This window comes from Pseudomonas sp. H11T01 (assembly GCF_048515765.1).
Classification (GTDB): domain Bacteria; phylum Pseudomonadota; class Gammaproteobacteria; order Pseudomonadales; family Pseudomonadaceae; genus Aquipseudomonas.
This window is the reverse complement of the sequence record NZ_JBLYED010000026.1, coordinates 19,480-35,706: the sequence shown is the minus strand read 5'-3', so window position 1 is coordinate 35,706 and position 16,227 is coordinate 19,480. Positions and strand designations below refer to the sequence as shown.

Below are 16,227 nucleotides of genomic sequence, written 5' to 3'. Positions count from 1 at the left end.
AAGGGATATGACTGTCATGGATTACCGTAATTTTGTTCGCCCCAAGTTCGTTGATTTGCTGCAGGCGCTGGGCCTGGAGTGTGAGTTCCAGCGGGCGCTGGGCAGTAAATTGTTCTATCGCGACCGCCACGGTGCGCAAGTCACTGTCACCGACTTTCTCGGTGGCTACGGCGCAGCTTTGTTCGGGCACAACGATCCGCAGTTCGTCGACCAGCTCTGCACCTTGCTGCGTGACGACGTGCCGTTCAACGCGCAAATGTCGATACGCGGCACGGCCGGCGAGTTGGGTCGTGCACTCAGCGAAGCCTTCAACCGCGAGTTGAAAAACACCGAGCGCTACATTTCGACTTTTTCCAACAGCGGTGCCGAAGCGGTGGAAATCGCCGTCAAGCATGCGGAATTTCGTCGTCAGAAAACCCTGCAAAAGCAGTTCGACGAACTGGATTTTGCCCTGGCCAATCTGACGGCCAGCGACAGGGCTTATCGGCAACTGGACGTCGATGACCTTGACCTGCCGGCCGGTCTGCTACCGGCCCATCTGACGGGTGTAACGGTACGTCAGGTGGTCGAGGCGGTGCGTCAGCACAACCTTGCGCTGCTGCATGTAGAGCCGGTATTCGTCGCGCTGCGTGGCAGCTTCCACGGCAAGCTGGTCAACACCGTGCAGCTGACGTACGGCAAGCAATATCGCCAGCCGTTCGCGCGCTTCGGGCTGAACGTCGAGTTCATCGATCCGCAACAGCCGCATCAACTCGAGGAACTGCCGGCTCGCCATACCCATCACTGGCTGACCCTGCAGTGGAGCGGTGAGCAGTTACTGGTCGGCCGGCAGGCGTTCAGTGCACTCACGGCGGTGTTGGTTGAGCCAATTCAAGGGGAAGGCGGAATCATCGAGTTCGCCGCTGATTTCTACCGTGCGTTGCGGCGTCTGTGTAATGAACAGCAATGTCCGTTGATCGTCGATGAAGTGCAGTCGGGTTTCGGGCGCACGGGCACCTTCCTGGCCAGCAGCCATTTCAATCTGCAAGGCGATTACTACTGCCTGTCCAAGGCGCTGGGCGGTGGCTTGATGAAGATCGCGGCAACCGTGATCCGCAGCAGCCATTATGAAAACGACTTCAGCTACATCCACAGCTCGACCTTTGCCGAAGACGACGCGTCTTGTCACATCGCGCTGTCGGCCCTCAAGCGCCTGTTCGCCAACGACAATGCCATGCTCAAGGACGTGCACAACAAGGGCGAATACCTCAAGGCTTCGTTGCTCGAACTGAAGGCGGCCTATCCCGATGTGATTGCCGATGTCCGCGGCCGGGGGTTGTTGCTCGGTTTCGAACTGCATGACCAGAGCTCCAACAGTTCGCTGGTACAGGCTTCGGCCCAGTACAACGATGCATTGGGTTACCTCATCGCCGGCTACCTGCTGCAGTTCGAAGCGTTGCGCGTGGCACCCTCGGGCAGCAACTCCAATGTGATCCGCCTGGAGCCGCCGGCCTGCATCACCTTCGCTGAAATCGACGGGCTGATCGGCGCGCTGCAAAAAGTCTGCGACATGCTTCAGCGGGGCGACGCCTTCCCGCTGGCGGCGACTATTTGTGCTGATTCGATCCCTGTTGTGGCTGCGCGTGACCTCAGTTTCCAGGTGCCTGCCAACGACATTAACCTCGACCCAGGCACGCAGGTCGTCGCTCGTGTGGCCTTCATCAACCACTTGATCGATGCCGACATTCTCGGTGATGTCGACCCCTCGTTAGGCCAGCTGAGCGCCGACCAGAAACGCGATTTCATGACGCGCACGGCACCAGAGCGACGGGCTGCGCCAGTCGGCCCGGTGCTGATTCGCTCGCGGCTCGGTACTGCGGTGGAGTTCACCCTGTATCCGTTGTGCATGGACTCCAACGCCATGGCGGACTACATCGTCAGCGGTGATCTGGAGGTCATTCGCGAAGAGGTCGGCAACCGCATCCTTGACGCACGCGCCGATGGTTACAGCATCGCCGGGCTGGGGATGTACACCTCCATCGTGACCAACAACTGTCAGGCACTGAAAATCCCGGACATGGCCCTGACATCCGGCAACGCTTTGACCATCGGGATGGGGCTGGAGGCCATCGAGCAAGGCTGCAAGCAACAGCAACTTGAGTTGCATGAGCAAACTGCGGCCGTGGTCGGGGCTTCCGGCAACGTGGCTTCAACCTACGCGTCCCTGCTGTCGGCCACGGTCGATCACCTGATCCTGATTGGCAGCGGTCGCGACGGCTCGGTGCGCCGCCTGGAGAAAACCGCGCAGCTGATCTACGCCGACGCCGCCCGGTCAATCCTCAAAGGCAACGCCGAACAGGACCGGCTGGCGATGCGTCTGCTCAAGCTCAACGGTATCGAGGAGTTGCTCCAGGAGAATGGCAGCAGCCCGGACCTGGGGCTGCGTATCTCGCGGCTGGTGCAGGAGCGTGTCGGGGTGAATGCGTTCATCACCGTCACCAATGACCTGGAAGCCCTCAAGCGAGCCCGCATTGTGCTGTGTGCGGCGAACGCTCCGCAGCCGTTCCTGGAGGCCGGACATTTTGCCGAGAACAGTGTGATCTGCGACATCGCGGTGCCGTTGAACGTTGATCAGGCGCTTTCCAGTCAGCGTGCGGATGTTCTCTACATGCATGGCGGCATTGTCCAGACGCCGCTCGGCGATGGGCTCGCACCGAATGTGCGGGCCTATCTGAAACAGGGTCAGTTGTATGCCTGCATGGCCGAGTCGGTCCTGATGGGGTTGTCGGGGATGAAGCAGCATTACTCCTACGGCGATATCAGCCGTGAGCAAGTGCAGCAGATCCGCGCACTGGCGGCGATCCATGGCTTTGGCCTCGCTCAGTTCAAGACCAACAACTCACTCTAAGGAACGGCCATGACCCAAAAAATAGCGGTAGTGACCGGGGGCAGTCGCGGCATCGGCAAAGCCATTGTCCTGGCACTGGCCGGCGCCGGTTATCAGATTGCATTCAGTTATGTGCGTGACGAAGAGGCGGCGATGGCGCTGCGTGCCGAGGTCGAGGCCATGGGGCGCGAGTGCCTGGCATCGCAATGCGACGTCAAGGACGGCAACAGCATCAAGGGCTTTTTCGAGCGCGTCGAACAGCAGTTCGAGCGCATTGATTTGCTGGTCAATAACGCCGGGATCACGCGTGATGGGTTGCTGGCGACGCTGTCGATCAATGACATCACCGAGGTGATTCAGACCAACCTGATCGGCACCTTGCTCTGCTGCCAGCAGGTGGTGCCCGGCATGATGCGCCAGCGTAGCGGCTGCATCGTTAACTTAAGCTCCGTGGCCGCGCAAAAGCCCGGCAAGGGCCAAAGCAACTATGCCGCCGCCAAGGGTGGAGTCGAAGCGCTGACCCGTGCCCTGGCCGTTGAGCTGGCACCGCGCAACATCCGCGTCAACGCGGTGGCGCCGGGCATCGTCAATACCGACATGACGGCCGCGTTGCTGGGGGCTCACGCGCAGGAAGTCCAGTCGCGACTGTTGATCAAACGTTTCGCCGAGCCACAGGAAATTGCCGAGGCGGTGCTGTACATCGCCGAGCGCGGGCATTACTTGACGGGCGAAGTGTTGTCCGTCAACGGCGGGTTGAAAATGCCATGAGCGCGCTACGAACGCTTTTGATCACCGGTGCGGCCAAAGGCATCGGTAGGGCGGTGGCGGAAAACTTCGCCGCCGACGCTGGAAACCGTCTGATTTTGCTCGATCTGGATCTGCCGCAGTTGCAGGACTGGGTGGCCGGGCAGACGTTTGCTGCGAGCATCGAAACCTATGGGGCCGATATCGCCGACCTTGCCAGTTTGCAGGTGCTGTTCAAGACGCTGGCCACGCGTCTCGGTTATGTCGATGTGCTGGTCAACAGCGCCGGTGTCTGCGACGAGAACGAGCCCGAGGATCTGGACAACTGGCACAAGGTGATTTCGGTCAACCTGAACGGGACGTTCTACGTCACCTCGCTGTGCCTGCCGCTGATGGCCGACCGCGGGCGGATCATCAACATGTCGTCGATTCTGGGGCGCGCCGGCAAGGTGCGTAACAGCGCTTACTGCGCCTCCAAGCACGGCATCATTGGCATGACCAAGGCATTGGCGATGGATCTGGCTCCTCGCCAGATCACCGTCAATGCGATCCTGCCGGCCTGGATCGACACGCCGATGTTGCAGGGCGAGCTGGCGGCTCAGGCCCGCATTGCGGGGATCAGCCACGAGCAGATCCTGCGCAACGCGAAGAAGAAATTACCGCTGCGCCGCTTCATTCAGGGCGATGAAGTGGCGGCGATGGTGCGTTACCTGGCGAGCCCCGAGGCGGGCGGCGTCACAGCGCAGAGCCTGATGATCGATGGCGGCGTCGGGTTGGGAATGTAGTCATGGCCAGAGAGCGATTCAGGCAGGGGCTGGTTGCCGTGCTGGCCTGCCTCGGCCCGGAGTTGGCCTGGGCCGACATCATGCCGGCCCATGCCGATGCTGAAGTCGGCGTGGCCACCGCGCTGCGTTTGCACGGTGACGACCAGATCACCCAGAAGCAGGTCTACTTCAAGGCCAATCTGGAGGACAACTGGGACAGCGGCTATTACAAGGCCAAAGGCCGGGTGCGTTATGACGCCCGCTATGACGGCAATAACCCCTACAGCCAGGACGCCCGGGATGACTACCGGATCAGCGCCGACTGGCGGCATCTGTACTGGGGGCAATACGTCGGTGACGGTGAACTGACGGTGGGTTGGCAGCAAGTGGTCTGGGGGCGGGCGGATGAACTGCGAGTGCTCGATCAGATCAACCCGCTCGACTACCGCGAGGGGCTTACCGCTTTGCTCGAAGACAGTCGCATTGCGGTGCCGATGGTGCGCCTGGCCCAGCCGGTGGGCGAGTGGGAGCTGGAAGCCTTGTGGGTGACTGACTTTGTAAAGAACAAGCCGCCGGCCCAAGGCAGTGAGTTTGACGCACCGCTGTTCGCCCGGCCGGATCCGGCAACCTTCATTGTCGACTCCACGCCCGACTACAACGCTCAAGACGGCTTTGCCTATGGCGTGAGCGCCAACGGTCGGATCGGCGCGGTAGACGCCAGCTTCGTCGCCCTCAATGCCCGTCAGCAAGACCCGGTGTATGCGGTCGAGGGTGTGGCCGACGATCAGCGGATTCGCCTCGAACGGCAGTTCCCGCGTTACAGCATGGGCGGTGCCGGCCTGGCGATCGATGCCGGGCACAGTATTGTCGTGCGCAGCGAGGTGGCCTATTTCGACGACTGGCGAGTGACCAATCCCTACCGCCAGTACGGCAGCGACGAGAGTTCGATGATCAAGTCGCTGCTTGGCGTCGACTATCTGGTGCGCAATTGGCTGATCTCCGTGCAATGGCAGGAACAGCAACTGCTCGACTGGCAGGTCGGGATGTTGCAGGACAAGCGTGACGATCTGTTCACCCTGTCCGCCGAAGGCACTCATCTGCGGGACCGACTCAAAAGCCGATTAGTGCTGGCCATGTCACCGCCGGCCAAAGACGACGCGTTGCTGCAGGGCATCTTCACTTACAAACCGGTCGACTGGCTCAAGTTGGGGCTGGAGGTGGATGTGTTTTTTGGCAAGGACGACCGGCCATTTGGCGAATACGACCAGCGCGATCAGGTTCGGCTTTCGGCGGGCTATTTATTTTGAACATACAGGTTTTAAACATCCAGGTTTTGAACATACAGATTCTGAACATACAGCGCCTGCGTGCACCGTGCGCCGGCGAGCAACTCACTCATATGATGAAAAGGAAATCTCAATGTTGCCGCTATTCAAGACCTTGACCGCCGGTGTGTTGATGCTGACGAGTGCTTCGGTGTTGGCCGCTCAGGGCCAGAGCGCCGATGACATCATCCGCCAGGCCAGAGACCGCAACGACGGTAAGAGCTTCATGTCGCAGGTGTCGTTGATCCTGCTCGACAAACAGGGCAACAGCCGGGTACGGGAGTTCAGCTACCTGCAAAAGGATTATCCGGACAGCGACAAGTTCACCATGTACTTCTCGGCGCCCAATGACGTGCGCGATGTCGCCTTCCATATCGAAAACCCCCACGAAGCGTTGGGCGCCGAAGACAGCCAGTGGATGTACTTGCCGGTCAGCCGGCAGACCCGGCGCATCTCGACCACCGACAAGCGCGGCGCCTTCATGGGCAGTGATTATTCCTATGCCGACCTGGACAAGATACGGGCCAACGATTATCGCCAGACCCTGGTCGCAGAAGAGAACATTGCAGGCCGTGACTGTTATGTCATCGAGCGCGCGCCTGCGTCTGCGCAAGTCCTGGCCAAGACCGGCTACAACATGCTCAAGGTCTGGATCGACAAAAAGAACCTGCTGGTCATGCGTCAGGATTTCTTCGATGTCAAAGGCGTGATGTTCAAACAAATGCGCACGCTGAAAGTCGAGACAGTCGATCAGATCGACAGCATCACCCTGAGCGAGACCGAAGACTTCATCGCGGGCACTCGCTCCCAGCTGCGTTTCAACCAGTTGCAGTACAACGTCGAGCTGGACGACCGGCTGTTTACCCAGACCGCCATCAAACGCGGCCTGAAGAGCGGCGACCTGCCTGAATTTGCTGTGTCCGCTCGCTAAGCGCTGCCCTGACCTTTCTGGAACGCATGATCATGGAACGATACCTGAACTTCGTTGAGCGCTATGCGCGGGCGATTGTGTTTGTGCTGGTGGCGATCACCGCTTACTTCACCTACACACTCGGCTCGCTGATGTCGGATACCAATCCTTACTTACTCAAGGAAACCCATCCGGCGCGCAAAACCATTCTCGACCTTCAGCACGAATTCACCGGTACCTACGATTCGGTCATGGTGGCGCTGAACAATCCGCAGAGCGTCTTTAATACCGAGTCACTGAATGCCCAGTTCGAAATCTCGCAAGCCCTGCGGCGGCTGATGCTGGCCAACGCGGAGGATGAAGTCGAACTGCAGCGCATCGTCGGCAAGCATGGGGCGGACAGTCGTGCCCAGCTGCTGGCCGCGGACATTCTCAGTGAGGGATTTTCCCAGAACGATTACGCCCAGGCCAAGGTTTTGCTCGATCACGCTCGCAGTCAGGGCTGGGACGAGCGCGACCAGCAGTTTCTCGGTTTTCTCGCAGAGCGGATCAACCCGATCAAGGAAATGGCCTCCATGGCCGACCTGGAAAACATCAGCCTGAGCCCTGACGGTGAACTGTGGATTCACAAGACTCTGCATGGCCTGGACATGGACCCCAAGGTCGTCGAAGCGCAGATCATGGGCAACGAGCAGATGGTCGGCGGGGTGGTTTCCGCCGACAAGAAGGTCGCCATGGTGGTCGCCGAACTCGGCACCAAACAGGACGACGCCCAGGCCCAGCTACGTGCCTATCACCAGGTTCGTCAGATCATCGCGGACTACCAGGCCAGGCATCCGCAATTCACCGATGAGGTGTTCATCGCCGGGATGCCGATCTTCATTGCGGCACAGCAGGAGATCATCGATCACGACCTGGCGTTGCTGTTTCCGATCGTGTTCCTGCTGGTGACTTCGCTGTTGGCGTTCTTTTTCCGCAAGCCCTTGGGCGTGCTCCTGCCGCTGTTCAATATCCTCTTCTGCACCATCTGGACCTTGGGCCTGATGGCGCTGTTTCGGGTACCGATTGACCTGCTGACCAGCGTGTTACCGGTCTTCTTGTTCACCATTTGCTGCGCCGATGCGATCCACGTGATGGCCGAGTATTACGAGCAACTCAATGCCGGCAAGTCCTATCGTGAAGCCAACCGCGAAACCATGCGGATGATGGTCGTCCCCGTGGTGTTGACCACCGTGACCACCATCGCCACGTTCATGATTTCCACCACCAACAATATCGTCAGCATCCGCAATTTCGGCGTCTTCATGTCCATCGGGCTGACGGCGGCTTTGATCATTTCCCTGCTGCTGATTCCGGCGTGGATCTCCATCTGGGGCAAGGATCAGCCGCCGCAAAAAATTGTCCATAAAGAGTCGATCATCTCGCGCTATCTGGTGGCGTTCTGTGCGCGCTTGATCCAATGGCGCAAACCCGTCCTGATCGTCACCTTGCCGTTGTTGGCGTTGATGACGGTATTCACCTTCATGGTCAATATCGAAGACTCAGGGATTGCCTACTTCAAGAAAGACAGCCCGGTCCGGGTCTCGGATGAGTTCATCAACCGGGCCCATGTCGCCGGCACGTCTCCGGGCTGGATCGCCTTCGACAGCAAGACCCCGCGCGGTGTCCTGACCACCGAGGTGGTGCAGTTCCTCGACCGGCTCGACCAATTCATCAAGTCCCAGCCGAACGTCAGTTACACCTATTCGGTGGCCACGTACGTCAAGCGCATGAACCTGGTGCTCAATGACATGAATCCCGACTATCTGCGTGTGCCGCAGGCGTTGGAGCGCGTGAATTCGGTCAACGATGAGGGGCAGACGGAAACCTTTGAGGTGGACGGCAACTCGCTGATCGAGCAACACATCATGATGTTCGAGAACGGCGGCGGATCGGATTTGCAGAACGTGCTCAATGCCGACTATTCCAAGGCGCTGACGCTGTACACCATGACCTCCTCGGTCGCCAGCGATTATCAGGACATGCTCGATCGGCTGGATGCCTGGCTGTTGGTGAACAAGCCGGCCAACCTGCAAGTGACCCATGCCGGTACGCCCTACATCTGGACCGGCGTGTTGCAGGAAATCACCCAGGGCCAGGTGCTGAGCTTCTCCCTGGCGCTGCTGGTGGTCACGCTAATGATGATGTACTGGTTGAAGTCGGTGCGCCTGGGGATTCTTGGCATGCTCACGCTGCTGACCACCTCAGTGACGGTCTATGGCTGCATGTACCTGTTGGACATCGAGCTCAATATCGGCACGACGCTGGTGACGTTCCTGGTGGTGGGGGTGGTCGATTACGCCGTACACCTGCTGTCGCGGATCAAGTTGCTGGTTCAGCAAGGCGTGCATATCGATGAGGCGATTCTCGCGGCCATGCACAGCGTCGGGCGTTCGACCGTGGTCAACGTGGTGATTTTTTCGGTGGGGTTCCTCGCGTTGCTGTTTTCCGCCTATAAGCCGGTCGTTGACCTGGGAACGTTGGTGGCGCTGGCGCTATTCTCCAGCGGTGTGATGACCATCTTGCTGGTGACATTGATTTCGCCGTGGTTCTTCGCCGCGATCGTGCCTGAGCCACCGGTGGGTGAGCGCGAGCACCCACTGCGTGACGGCGCGTTGAGTTAAGCACAAGGGCGGCTGTCGCAACGGGTTACGCCGGCATTGGGTTTTCAGGAACCACTCATTGCCGGCGTGCCTTGGCAGCGCAACGCGGGTTAATAGCCGTTTCAGTTCTGTGCAGTGGGTTGACGGTATTCAGGCGGTTTTGGCGATGTGTTCGAACTGGCATTGATGCTGGGCGTCCTGGAGGCTGGCTTCGAATTCGACCAACCCCGCGTGCACCTGCTGCAACGCTTCAATCTGGGTCATCAACTCCTGTTTCTTGTCCGCGATAGCCTTGTTCGCCAGGTCCCATGGCAGTTCCTGGCCCCGGTGATCCTGCAGGATCGCCTGCATTTCCTTGAGCTTGAAACCCAGTTGCTGGGCGCACTTGATGAACGTCAGCAGCTCAACGCTTTGCGGGGTATAGATTCGATATTTACCTTCGCGTTGTGGCGGCGGTAACAAGCCGATTTCCTCGTAGTGCCGAATACTCTTGACCGTCGTGCCCGACAGTTGGGCAGCTTTGCCGATATACATGAAAAGTCCTTTTTTATGTGTAGAAAGAGGCTGAGCGTTCCCGCGCCTGGCGCGGGCGCGGCATCTTTACACAAGCATGACGAGGCTGGAACCCGGACGGGTCAAATGGCGGGGGTGGAGGGGATGAGGGCAGGGACGAAGCCGGCATCGCCCGTTGCAAGGCGATGCTGCACCGTGAGGGATTCAGTGGCTGGCGATAGCCTGGGCTTGCTTGAGCCAGGCGTCCCGTTGAGTTGACTTCGAGCCGAGGATCGGGCCAAACGTCAGGGTCTTTAGTGGTTTGATGCCACAGAACTCCAGCGTGGTCTTGCGCATCTGGTGCAGCCCGGGCATGCGGTAGACCCACTTGTAGTACCACGGCGGAGTGTCCATGGTGACCAGCAGGTGAGCGGTTCGTCCTTTCAGGAGTTTGTCTGGAAAGGCTTTGCCTTTGCGGTATTTGAAGGCAAAGCCGGGCAGGAAAACCCGGTCGAAAAAGCCTTTCATCAAGGCCGGAATACCGCCCCACCAGATCGGATAGACAAACGTCAGATGTTCAGCCCAGGTGATATCGGCCTGGGCGTTGAGCAGATCGGGTTCCAGCATCTGGACCAGGTTGTAACCATCGTGCAGCACCGGGTCGAAGCTCAGAGCATCGAGGCGTAACAGGCGCACATCATGTCCGGCACTTTTTGCGGCCTCGACATAGGTGTCGGTCAGGGCTCCACAGAAACTATCGGTTGAAGGGTGACCCAGAATCACCAGTACTCGCTTGCTCATCAGACCTGCTCCGGAAAATAGAGCCGTCAGGGTAGAGTCTGCCCCTAACGGGAGAGTCAATGGGTGGCTGACTCAACAGACAAGGCCTCAAGCAAGGCCCTGGCATAACCGGGCAGGTTGTCGAACGAGCGTGCGCACAGCAGCAGTTTTCGCTGAGCCCAGTCTTCCTTCAGCGCAAAGCGCTTGAACGGCTGATCGACCGCCCAACGCTGGATCGCGGCCAGCGGCACAATCGCCAACCCGGCGCCACGGGCGACCATGCGGATCACCCCGTCGAAGCCTTCGGCGCGGATGCGGATTTGCATGCGTATGCCGGCGTGCAGCGCCTGTTCTTCGAGGTACACCGCCAGCGCGCTATTGGCGGCCAGGCCGACGTAATCGTGAAACAAGGTATCGCTGAAGCTCGGTGGCCCGTCGTCGGCCAAGGGATGATCGGGTGGCATGATCAGCACCAGCGGATCGTCGCGAAAGGGCCGGGTTTCGAGGTCGTGGGTGTCCACGGCATCAGAGACGATACCAAGATCGGCCGCACCCTGACGCAGCGCGTGGGCGATGCGCAAGCTCGGTAACTCTTGCAGGTCGATGTCGAGGTTGGGATGACTGCGCAGAAAGTCCGCCAGCAATTCCGGCAGGTACTCGGTGATCGCTGTGGTGTTGCACAACAACCGCACCTGACCTTTGACCCCCTTGGCGTACTCGGCCAGATCCTGCTGCATGCGCTCGGCCTGTTGCAGCAGCACGCGCGCATGTTGGGCCAGGGCCTTGCCGGCTGGCGTAGGGCTGACGCCACGGCGCCCACGCTCCAGAAAGGGAGTGCCCAGCGATGCTTCCAACGCCCGAATCCGCGCACTGGCGGCTGCCAGTGACAGATGACTGCGGGCCGCACCGGCGGTGATATTCCCGGCTTCGAGGATGTTCAAGTAGAGGCGCAGGTCGGTCAGGTCGAAGTGCATGAGGGGCGCCTGAGATGAGTGATTGATTCAGATATTGAGTTGACCGGGCCGACGCCATCGCGAGCAAGCCCGCTCCCACATTAGATTTGCAGTGCACACAAAATTTTCATTTCAAACAGATTTAGAGTGGGAGCGGGCTTGCTCGCGATGACGTCGGCAGCCTCAGCGAAAATCTATAGGCTCTTGTTGAGCAAGAGGCTACCTCAGTATATGGCGAATTTTCAAGGTCGATCACAGGCCTCAGGATAACGCCATGAATACACTCATCGCGTTCTACCAAAACCTCGGTCTTGCCCTGTCGTTATTGGTCATTGGCACATTCCTGCTGGCCGGTATGATCAAAGGCGTCATCGGCCTCGGCCTGCCGACCATCGCCATGGGCCTGCTCGGTCTGGCTATGCTTCCGACGCAGGCTGCGGCGCTGCTGATCATTCCGGCAACCTTGACCAATATCTGGCAACTGGCTTTCGGTGGGCATTTGTGTTCGCTGATCAAACGGCTGTGGCCAATGCTGCTGGCGATCTTTATCGGCACCGGCCTGGGCACGCTGTGGCTCGGTATCGAGGGCGGGAGTTGGGTGATGCGGGCGCTGGGCGCGGCGTTATTGCTCTACGCCTTGAGCGGATTGTTTTTGCCGACTCTGCATATGGACGTCAGCACCGAGCGCTGGCTCGGTCCGGTCTGCGGCGTGCTGACCGGCATTGTTACCTCGGCCACCGGAGTCTTCGTGATTCCGGCCGTGCCGTATCTTCAGGCATTGGGTTTGAACAAGGATGAACTGGTGCAGGCGCTGGGCCTGTCATTCACCGTTTCCACACTGGCGCTGGCCGCCGGTCTGTTGTGGCGCGGGGCGTTGGGCGGCGGCGAGTTGAGTGCTTCGCTGCTCGCCCTGATACCGGCCGTACTCGGCATGTGGCTGGGGCAGTGGCTGCGCCAGCGAATCAGTGCCGTGTTGTTCAAACGGGTGTTCTTCATTGGCCTCGGATTGCTCGCAGGCCATCTGTTGATCAGCGGCTAGCGGACGACGGACTGAGCATGTCGATACGGCGGATATCGAAATCGCGCTCCAGGTAATCCATGCGTTGCTCGAAAAACTGCTTCATGTGCGGCAGGTTCGAATGCACGTCCAGATGCGCCTGGGATTGCCAGATTTCGTAAAAAATAAACAGCGTCGGGTCCTGCTGGTCGCGCAGCATGTGGTACTCGATGCAGCCGGGCTCGGCGCGGCTCGGTTCAACGTAAGCGCGGAACAGCGCTTCGAACGCTTCGGCTTTTTCCGGTTTGGTCTGGGTGTGCAAGATAAAGCCGTGCAACTCACTCATGTAGATCTCCTCAAGTCTGGGTTCGAAAAGTCTACGACAACAATCCGTCGATGATTCGTGCGTATGGGTCAAATGTATTTTGACCGCTTCGGGCTTATTCCCTCAGCCTCCCATCGATACCCTGCCGTCATCAAATTTCAACCTTCTCAATCCAGCGACTTATCCACAGCGCTGCGGATTGGACCCTGATGAGGCTCCTCATGAAAAAAGTACTGTTGCTCAACGGTGGTAAAAAATTCGCCCACTCCGACGGCCGCTACAACTCGACGCTGCATGACGCCGCGCTGAGCGTGCTGGATCGCGGCGGCGTCGATGTGAAAGTCACCCACATCGACGAGGGCTACGACCTCGCTGAAGAAGTGGCGAAGTTTGTCTGGGCCGACGTGATCATTTATCAGATGCCAGGCTGGTGGATGGGCGCGCCGTGGACCGTCAAGAAGTACATCGATGAAGTCTTCACCGAAGGCCATGGCAGCCTGTATGCCAGCGATGGCCGCACCCGTTCCGATGCGTCGCAAAAGTACGGCAGCGGCGGCCTGTTGCAGGGCAAGCAGTACATGCTCTCACTGACCTGGAACGCACCGCAGCAAGCCTTCGACGACCCGACCGACTTCTTCGAAGCCAAGGGCGTAGACGCGGTGTATTTCCCGTTCCACAAAGCCAACACCTTCCTCGGCATGACCGGTCTGCCGACCTTCCTGTGCGTCGACGTGATGAAGCGTCCAAACATCGAAACTGACGTGGCCCGCTACGAACAGCACCTGACCGAGGTTTTCAACTTGCGGGCGTAAGCGTTCCTTTTGTGTGACATACGGCTAATATCGGTGGTTACCGCGAAAAGATCGCAGCCTATCGGCAGCTCCTACGGATTTGGATACACCCGCACGATCAAGGTGTACCTGAACCGCGTAGGAGCTGCCGCAGGCTGCGATCTTGCTGCAGACCGAATCGCTAAAGAGGACGCACGTGAAAGCCAGATCCGATGAGTTGCAGATTTTCGTCTGTGTGATTGAGTGCGGTTCGATTTCCGCCGCGGCTGAACAGGTCGGGCAAACCCCCTCGGCGGTCAGCCGCACGCTGTCGCGGCTCGAGGCCAAGCTCGACACCACGCTGATCAACCGCACCACGCGGCGTATGGACCTGACCGAAGAGGGCAAGTATTTCTTCGAACGGGCTAAACTGATTCTCGAACAAATGGATGATCTCGAAGAGCGGCTGTCCTCGCGTCAGCAAACGCCGTCAGGTCGCCTGCGAATCAACGCCGCCTCACCGTTCATGCTCCACGCCATCGTGCCGTACATCAGCGAGTTCCGCAGTCTGTATCCAGACATCCAGCTGGAGCTCAACAGCAATGACCTGATCATCGATTTGCTGGAACAAAGCACCGATATCGCCATTCGTATCGGGTCGTTGGCGGATTCCACGCTGCATGCGCGCTCCTTGGGTTGCAGCCCGTTGCACATCCTTGCCAGCCCTCAATACCTGGAAAAACACGGCACGCCGACCACCGTGGCGGAACTGGCCGGGCATTCGCTACTGGGCTTCACCCAGACCGAAAGCCTCAACCATTGGCCGTTGCGGCATGCCCAAGGTGATCGCTGGCAGATTCAGCCAGGGATTTCTGCCTCCAGTGGTGAAACCTTGCGCCATCTGGCGCTGGAGGGGCAGGGCATTGCGTGCCTGTCGCACTTCATGACCATTGATGACATCAAGGCCGGCCGCTTGAAGGTGGTGTTGGCCGAGGCCAATAGCGGCTATCGCCAACCGATCAACGCGGTGTACTACCGTAACTCGCAGCTGGCGTTGCGCATTCAATGCTTCCTCGACTTCATCCAGAGCAAGCTGGCGGCCTACGCCATGACGGTGTTTGAAGGCTGAATTAAACTGGCGTTGGACGACTACCGAGGCGGCGCTGATTGCCTGCCGTCAGGAGATTGAAATGAAGTACGACACGCTGATCCGCAATGCCCTGATCATCGACGGCACTAACACCCCGGGTTATGCCGCCGACGTGGCGATTCTGGAGGGTCGCATTCAACGCATCGGTGACCTGAACGGTGCTTGCGCTGACGAGGAAATCGACGCGACCGGTCGCGTACTGGCGCCAGGATTTATCGACGTTCACACCCACGACGACACCGTGGTGATCCGTCAGCCGCAGATGCTGCCCAAGCTCAGCCAGGGCGTGACCACGGTGATCGTCGGCAACTGCGGGATCAGCGCCTCGCCAGTGAGTTTGCGTGGCGAGCCGCCGGACCCGATGAACCTGCTGGGTGCCGCCAGCGCTTTCGTCTATCCGAGTTTCAGCGACTACCGGGCTGCGGTCGAAGCGGCGAATCCGACCCTGAATGTGGCGGCGCTGGTGGGTCATACCGCGTTACGCAGCAATCACCTGGACGATCTGTATCGCACCGCCACGCCACGCGAAATCAGAGCCATGCGTGAGCAACTGCGCGAGAGCCTGGAGGCGGGCGCCTTGGGCTTGTCCACAGGCCTGGCCTACGCCAGTGCTTTTTGCGCCGAGACCGATGAAGTGCAGCAACTGGCCGAAGAGCTGACAGCCTTTGGTGCGGTCTACACCACCCATTTACGCAGCGAATTCGAGCCGGTGCTGGAAGCGATGGACGAAGCGTTTCAGATCGGCCGTCACGCCAAAGCCCCAGTGATCATTTCCCACCTCAAATGCGCGGGTGCCGGTAACTGGGGCCGCAGCTCGCAACTGCTCGCGTCCCTGGAACGTGCCGCGTTGAGCCATCCGGTGGGCTGTGATTGTTATCCCTATGCGGCGAGTTCTTCGACCCTGGACCTCAAACAAGTCACCGATGCGTTTCGCATCACCATCACCTGGTCGACGCCGCATCCTGAGGTGGGCGGCCGCGATCTGAAATACATCGCCGCCGACTGGGGCATGCCGCTGCTGGACGCGGCCCGTCGCCTGCAACCGGCCGGCGCGGTGTATTACGGCATGGACGAGGCTGATGTGCGGCGTATCCTGTCGCACCCGCTATCGATGATCGGCTCCGACGGTTTACCAGGAGACCCGTTCCCGCATCCGCGTTTGTGGGGCACGTTCCCAAGGGTACTCGGGCATTTCAGCCGCGATGTGGGCCTGTTCCCGCTGCATACCGCCGTGCACAAAATGACCGGGCTTTCGGCAGCGAGATTCGGCCTGACCGAGCGGGGTGAAATCCGCGAAGGGCATTGGGCGGATCTGGTGTTGTTTGACCCTGCGCGGGTACGTGATGTCGCCGACTTCACCGACCCGCAACGGGCCGCCGAGGGCATTGAAGGGGTGTGGGTCAATGGTGTGCGCAGTTATGTGGATGGCCGGGTGACTGGGCGGCGGGAAGGGAGGTTTTTGGCGCGGGAAGGGGATTTGCGGTTGGGGTTTGGTCATTAATCAATTGA

At 59.5% G+C, this 16,227-nt stretch carries 14 protein-coding genes; 10 read left to right on the top strand and 4 right to left on the bottom strand.

Going from position 1 to position 16,227, the window contains the following annotated elements; translation table 11 throughout:
• Positions 1-16 precede the first annotated feature (16 nt).
• The 6 genes from ACN1C3_RS26660 to ACN1C3_RS26635 all read left to right on the top strand — a co-directional run bounded on the left by ACN1C3_RS26660 (position 17) and on the right by ACN1C3_RS26635 (position 9,272).
• Positions 17-2,887, top strand: a complete 2,871-nt coding sequence (locus ACN1C3_RS26660) for an aminotransferase class III-fold pyridoxal phosphate-dependent enzyme (RefSeq protein WP_419118724.1) — start codon at positions 17-19, stop codon at positions 2,885-2,887.
• A gap of 9 nt (positions 2,888-2,896) precedes the next feature.
• Positions 2,897-3,634, top strand: a complete 738-nt coding sequence (locus ACN1C3_RS26655) for a 3-oxoacyl-ACP reductase family protein (RefSeq protein ID WP_419118723.1) — start codon at positions 2,897-2,899, stop codon at positions 3,632-3,634.
• A complete protein-coding gene (locus ACN1C3_RS26650) occupies positions 3,631-4,395 on the top strand; it encodes an SDR family NAD(P)-dependent oxidoreductase (protein WP_419118722.1) in 765 nt (254 codons plus the stop codon). Before ACN1C3_RS26655 ends, ACN1C3_RS26650 begins: the two co-directional genes overlap by 4 nt.
• A 2-nt stretch (positions 4,396-4,397) precedes the next feature.
• On the top strand, positions 4,398-5,681 hold the full coding sequence (locus ACN1C3_RS26645; RefSeq protein ID WP_419118721.1) for a hypothetical protein: 1,284 nt from the start codon (positions 4,398-4,400) through the stop codon (positions 5,679-5,681).
• Positions 5,682-5,793: 112 nt separating this feature from the next.
• Positions 5,794-6,630 (top strand): outer membrane lipoprotein-sorting protein, encoded by an 837-nt coding sequence (locus tag ACN1C3_RS26640; RefSeq protein ID WP_419118720.1) that lies wholly within the window; start codon positions 5,794-5,796, stop codon positions 6,628-6,630.
• A 32-nt stretch (positions 6,631-6,662) separates the two neighbouring features.
• Positions 6,663-9,272: an efflux RND transporter permease subunit gene (locus ACN1C3_RS26635; RefSeq protein ID WP_419118719.1), complete on the top strand. Its 2,610-nt coding sequence runs from the start codon at positions 6,663-6,665 to the stop codon at positions 9,270-9,272.
• A gap of 129 nt (positions 9,273-9,401) precedes the next feature.
• On the opposite strand, the gene ACN1C3_RS26630 is transcribed toward ACN1C3_RS26635, so the two are convergent.
• From ACN1C3_RS26630 to ACN1C3_RS26620, 3 genes are all read right to left on the bottom strand, one after another.
• Positions 9,402-9,785 carry a MerR family transcriptional regulator gene (locus tag ACN1C3_RS26630; protein ID WP_419118718.1) on the bottom strand — a complete coding sequence of 128 codons (384 nt, stop codon included), beginning with the start codon at positions 9,783-9,785 and terminating at the stop codon, positions 9,402-9,404.
• A gap of 183 nt (positions 9,786-9,968) precedes the next feature.
• Entirely contained in the window at positions 9,969-10,547 is a 579-nt protein-coding gene (locus ACN1C3_RS26625) for an NAD(P)H-dependent oxidoreductase (protein WP_419118762.1), read from the bottom strand.
• 53 nt (positions 10,548-10,600) lie between these two features.
• Positions 10,601-11,497 (bottom strand): LysR substrate-binding domain-containing protein, encoded by an 897-nt coding sequence (locus ACN1C3_RS26620; protein ID WP_419118717.1) that lies wholly within the window; start codon positions 11,495-11,497, stop codon positions 10,601-10,603.
• A gap of 253 nt (positions 11,498-11,750) precedes the next feature.
• Here ACN1C3_RS26620 and ACN1C3_RS26615 point away from each other — a divergent pair, with 253 nt between their 5' ends.
• Positions 11,751-12,515 carry a sulfite exporter TauE/SafE family protein gene (locus tag ACN1C3_RS26615; RefSeq protein ID WP_419118716.1) on the top strand — a complete coding sequence of 255 codons (765 nt, stop codon included), beginning with the start codon at positions 11,751-11,753 and terminating at the stop codon, positions 12,513-12,515.
• Here ACN1C3_RS26615 and ACN1C3_RS26610 read toward each other — a convergent pair.
• Positions 12,505-12,819, bottom strand: a complete 315-nt coding sequence (locus ACN1C3_RS26610; protein ID WP_419118715.1) for a putative quinol monooxygenase — start codon at positions 12,817-12,819, stop codon at positions 12,505-12,507. The two genes, ACN1C3_RS26615 and ACN1C3_RS26610, sit on opposite strands and share 11 nt — an antisense overlap.
• A 200-nt stretch (positions 12,820-13,019) precedes the next feature.
• On the opposite strand from ACN1C3_RS26610, the gene ACN1C3_RS26605 reads away from it, so the two are divergent.
• From ACN1C3_RS26605 to ACN1C3_RS26595, 3 genes are all read left to right on the top strand, one after another.
• Entirely contained in the window at positions 13,020-13,610 is a 591-nt protein-coding gene (locus ACN1C3_RS26605; RefSeq protein WP_419118714.1) for an NAD(P)H-dependent oxidoreductase, read from the top strand.
• 175 nt (positions 13,611-13,785) lie between these two features.
• Entirely contained in the window at positions 13,786-14,697 is a 912-nt protein-coding gene (locus tag ACN1C3_RS26600) for a LysR substrate-binding domain-containing protein (RefSeq protein ID WP_419118713.1), read from the top strand.
• A gap of 61 nt (positions 14,698-14,758) precedes the next feature.
• Complete coding sequence (locus ACN1C3_RS26595; protein WP_419118712.1) at positions 14,759-16,219, top strand: N-acyl-D-amino-acid deacylase family protein; 1,461 nt, start codon at positions 14,759-14,761, stop codon at positions 16,217-16,219.
• The last annotated feature ends 8 nt before the right edge of the window (positions 16,220-16,227 follow it).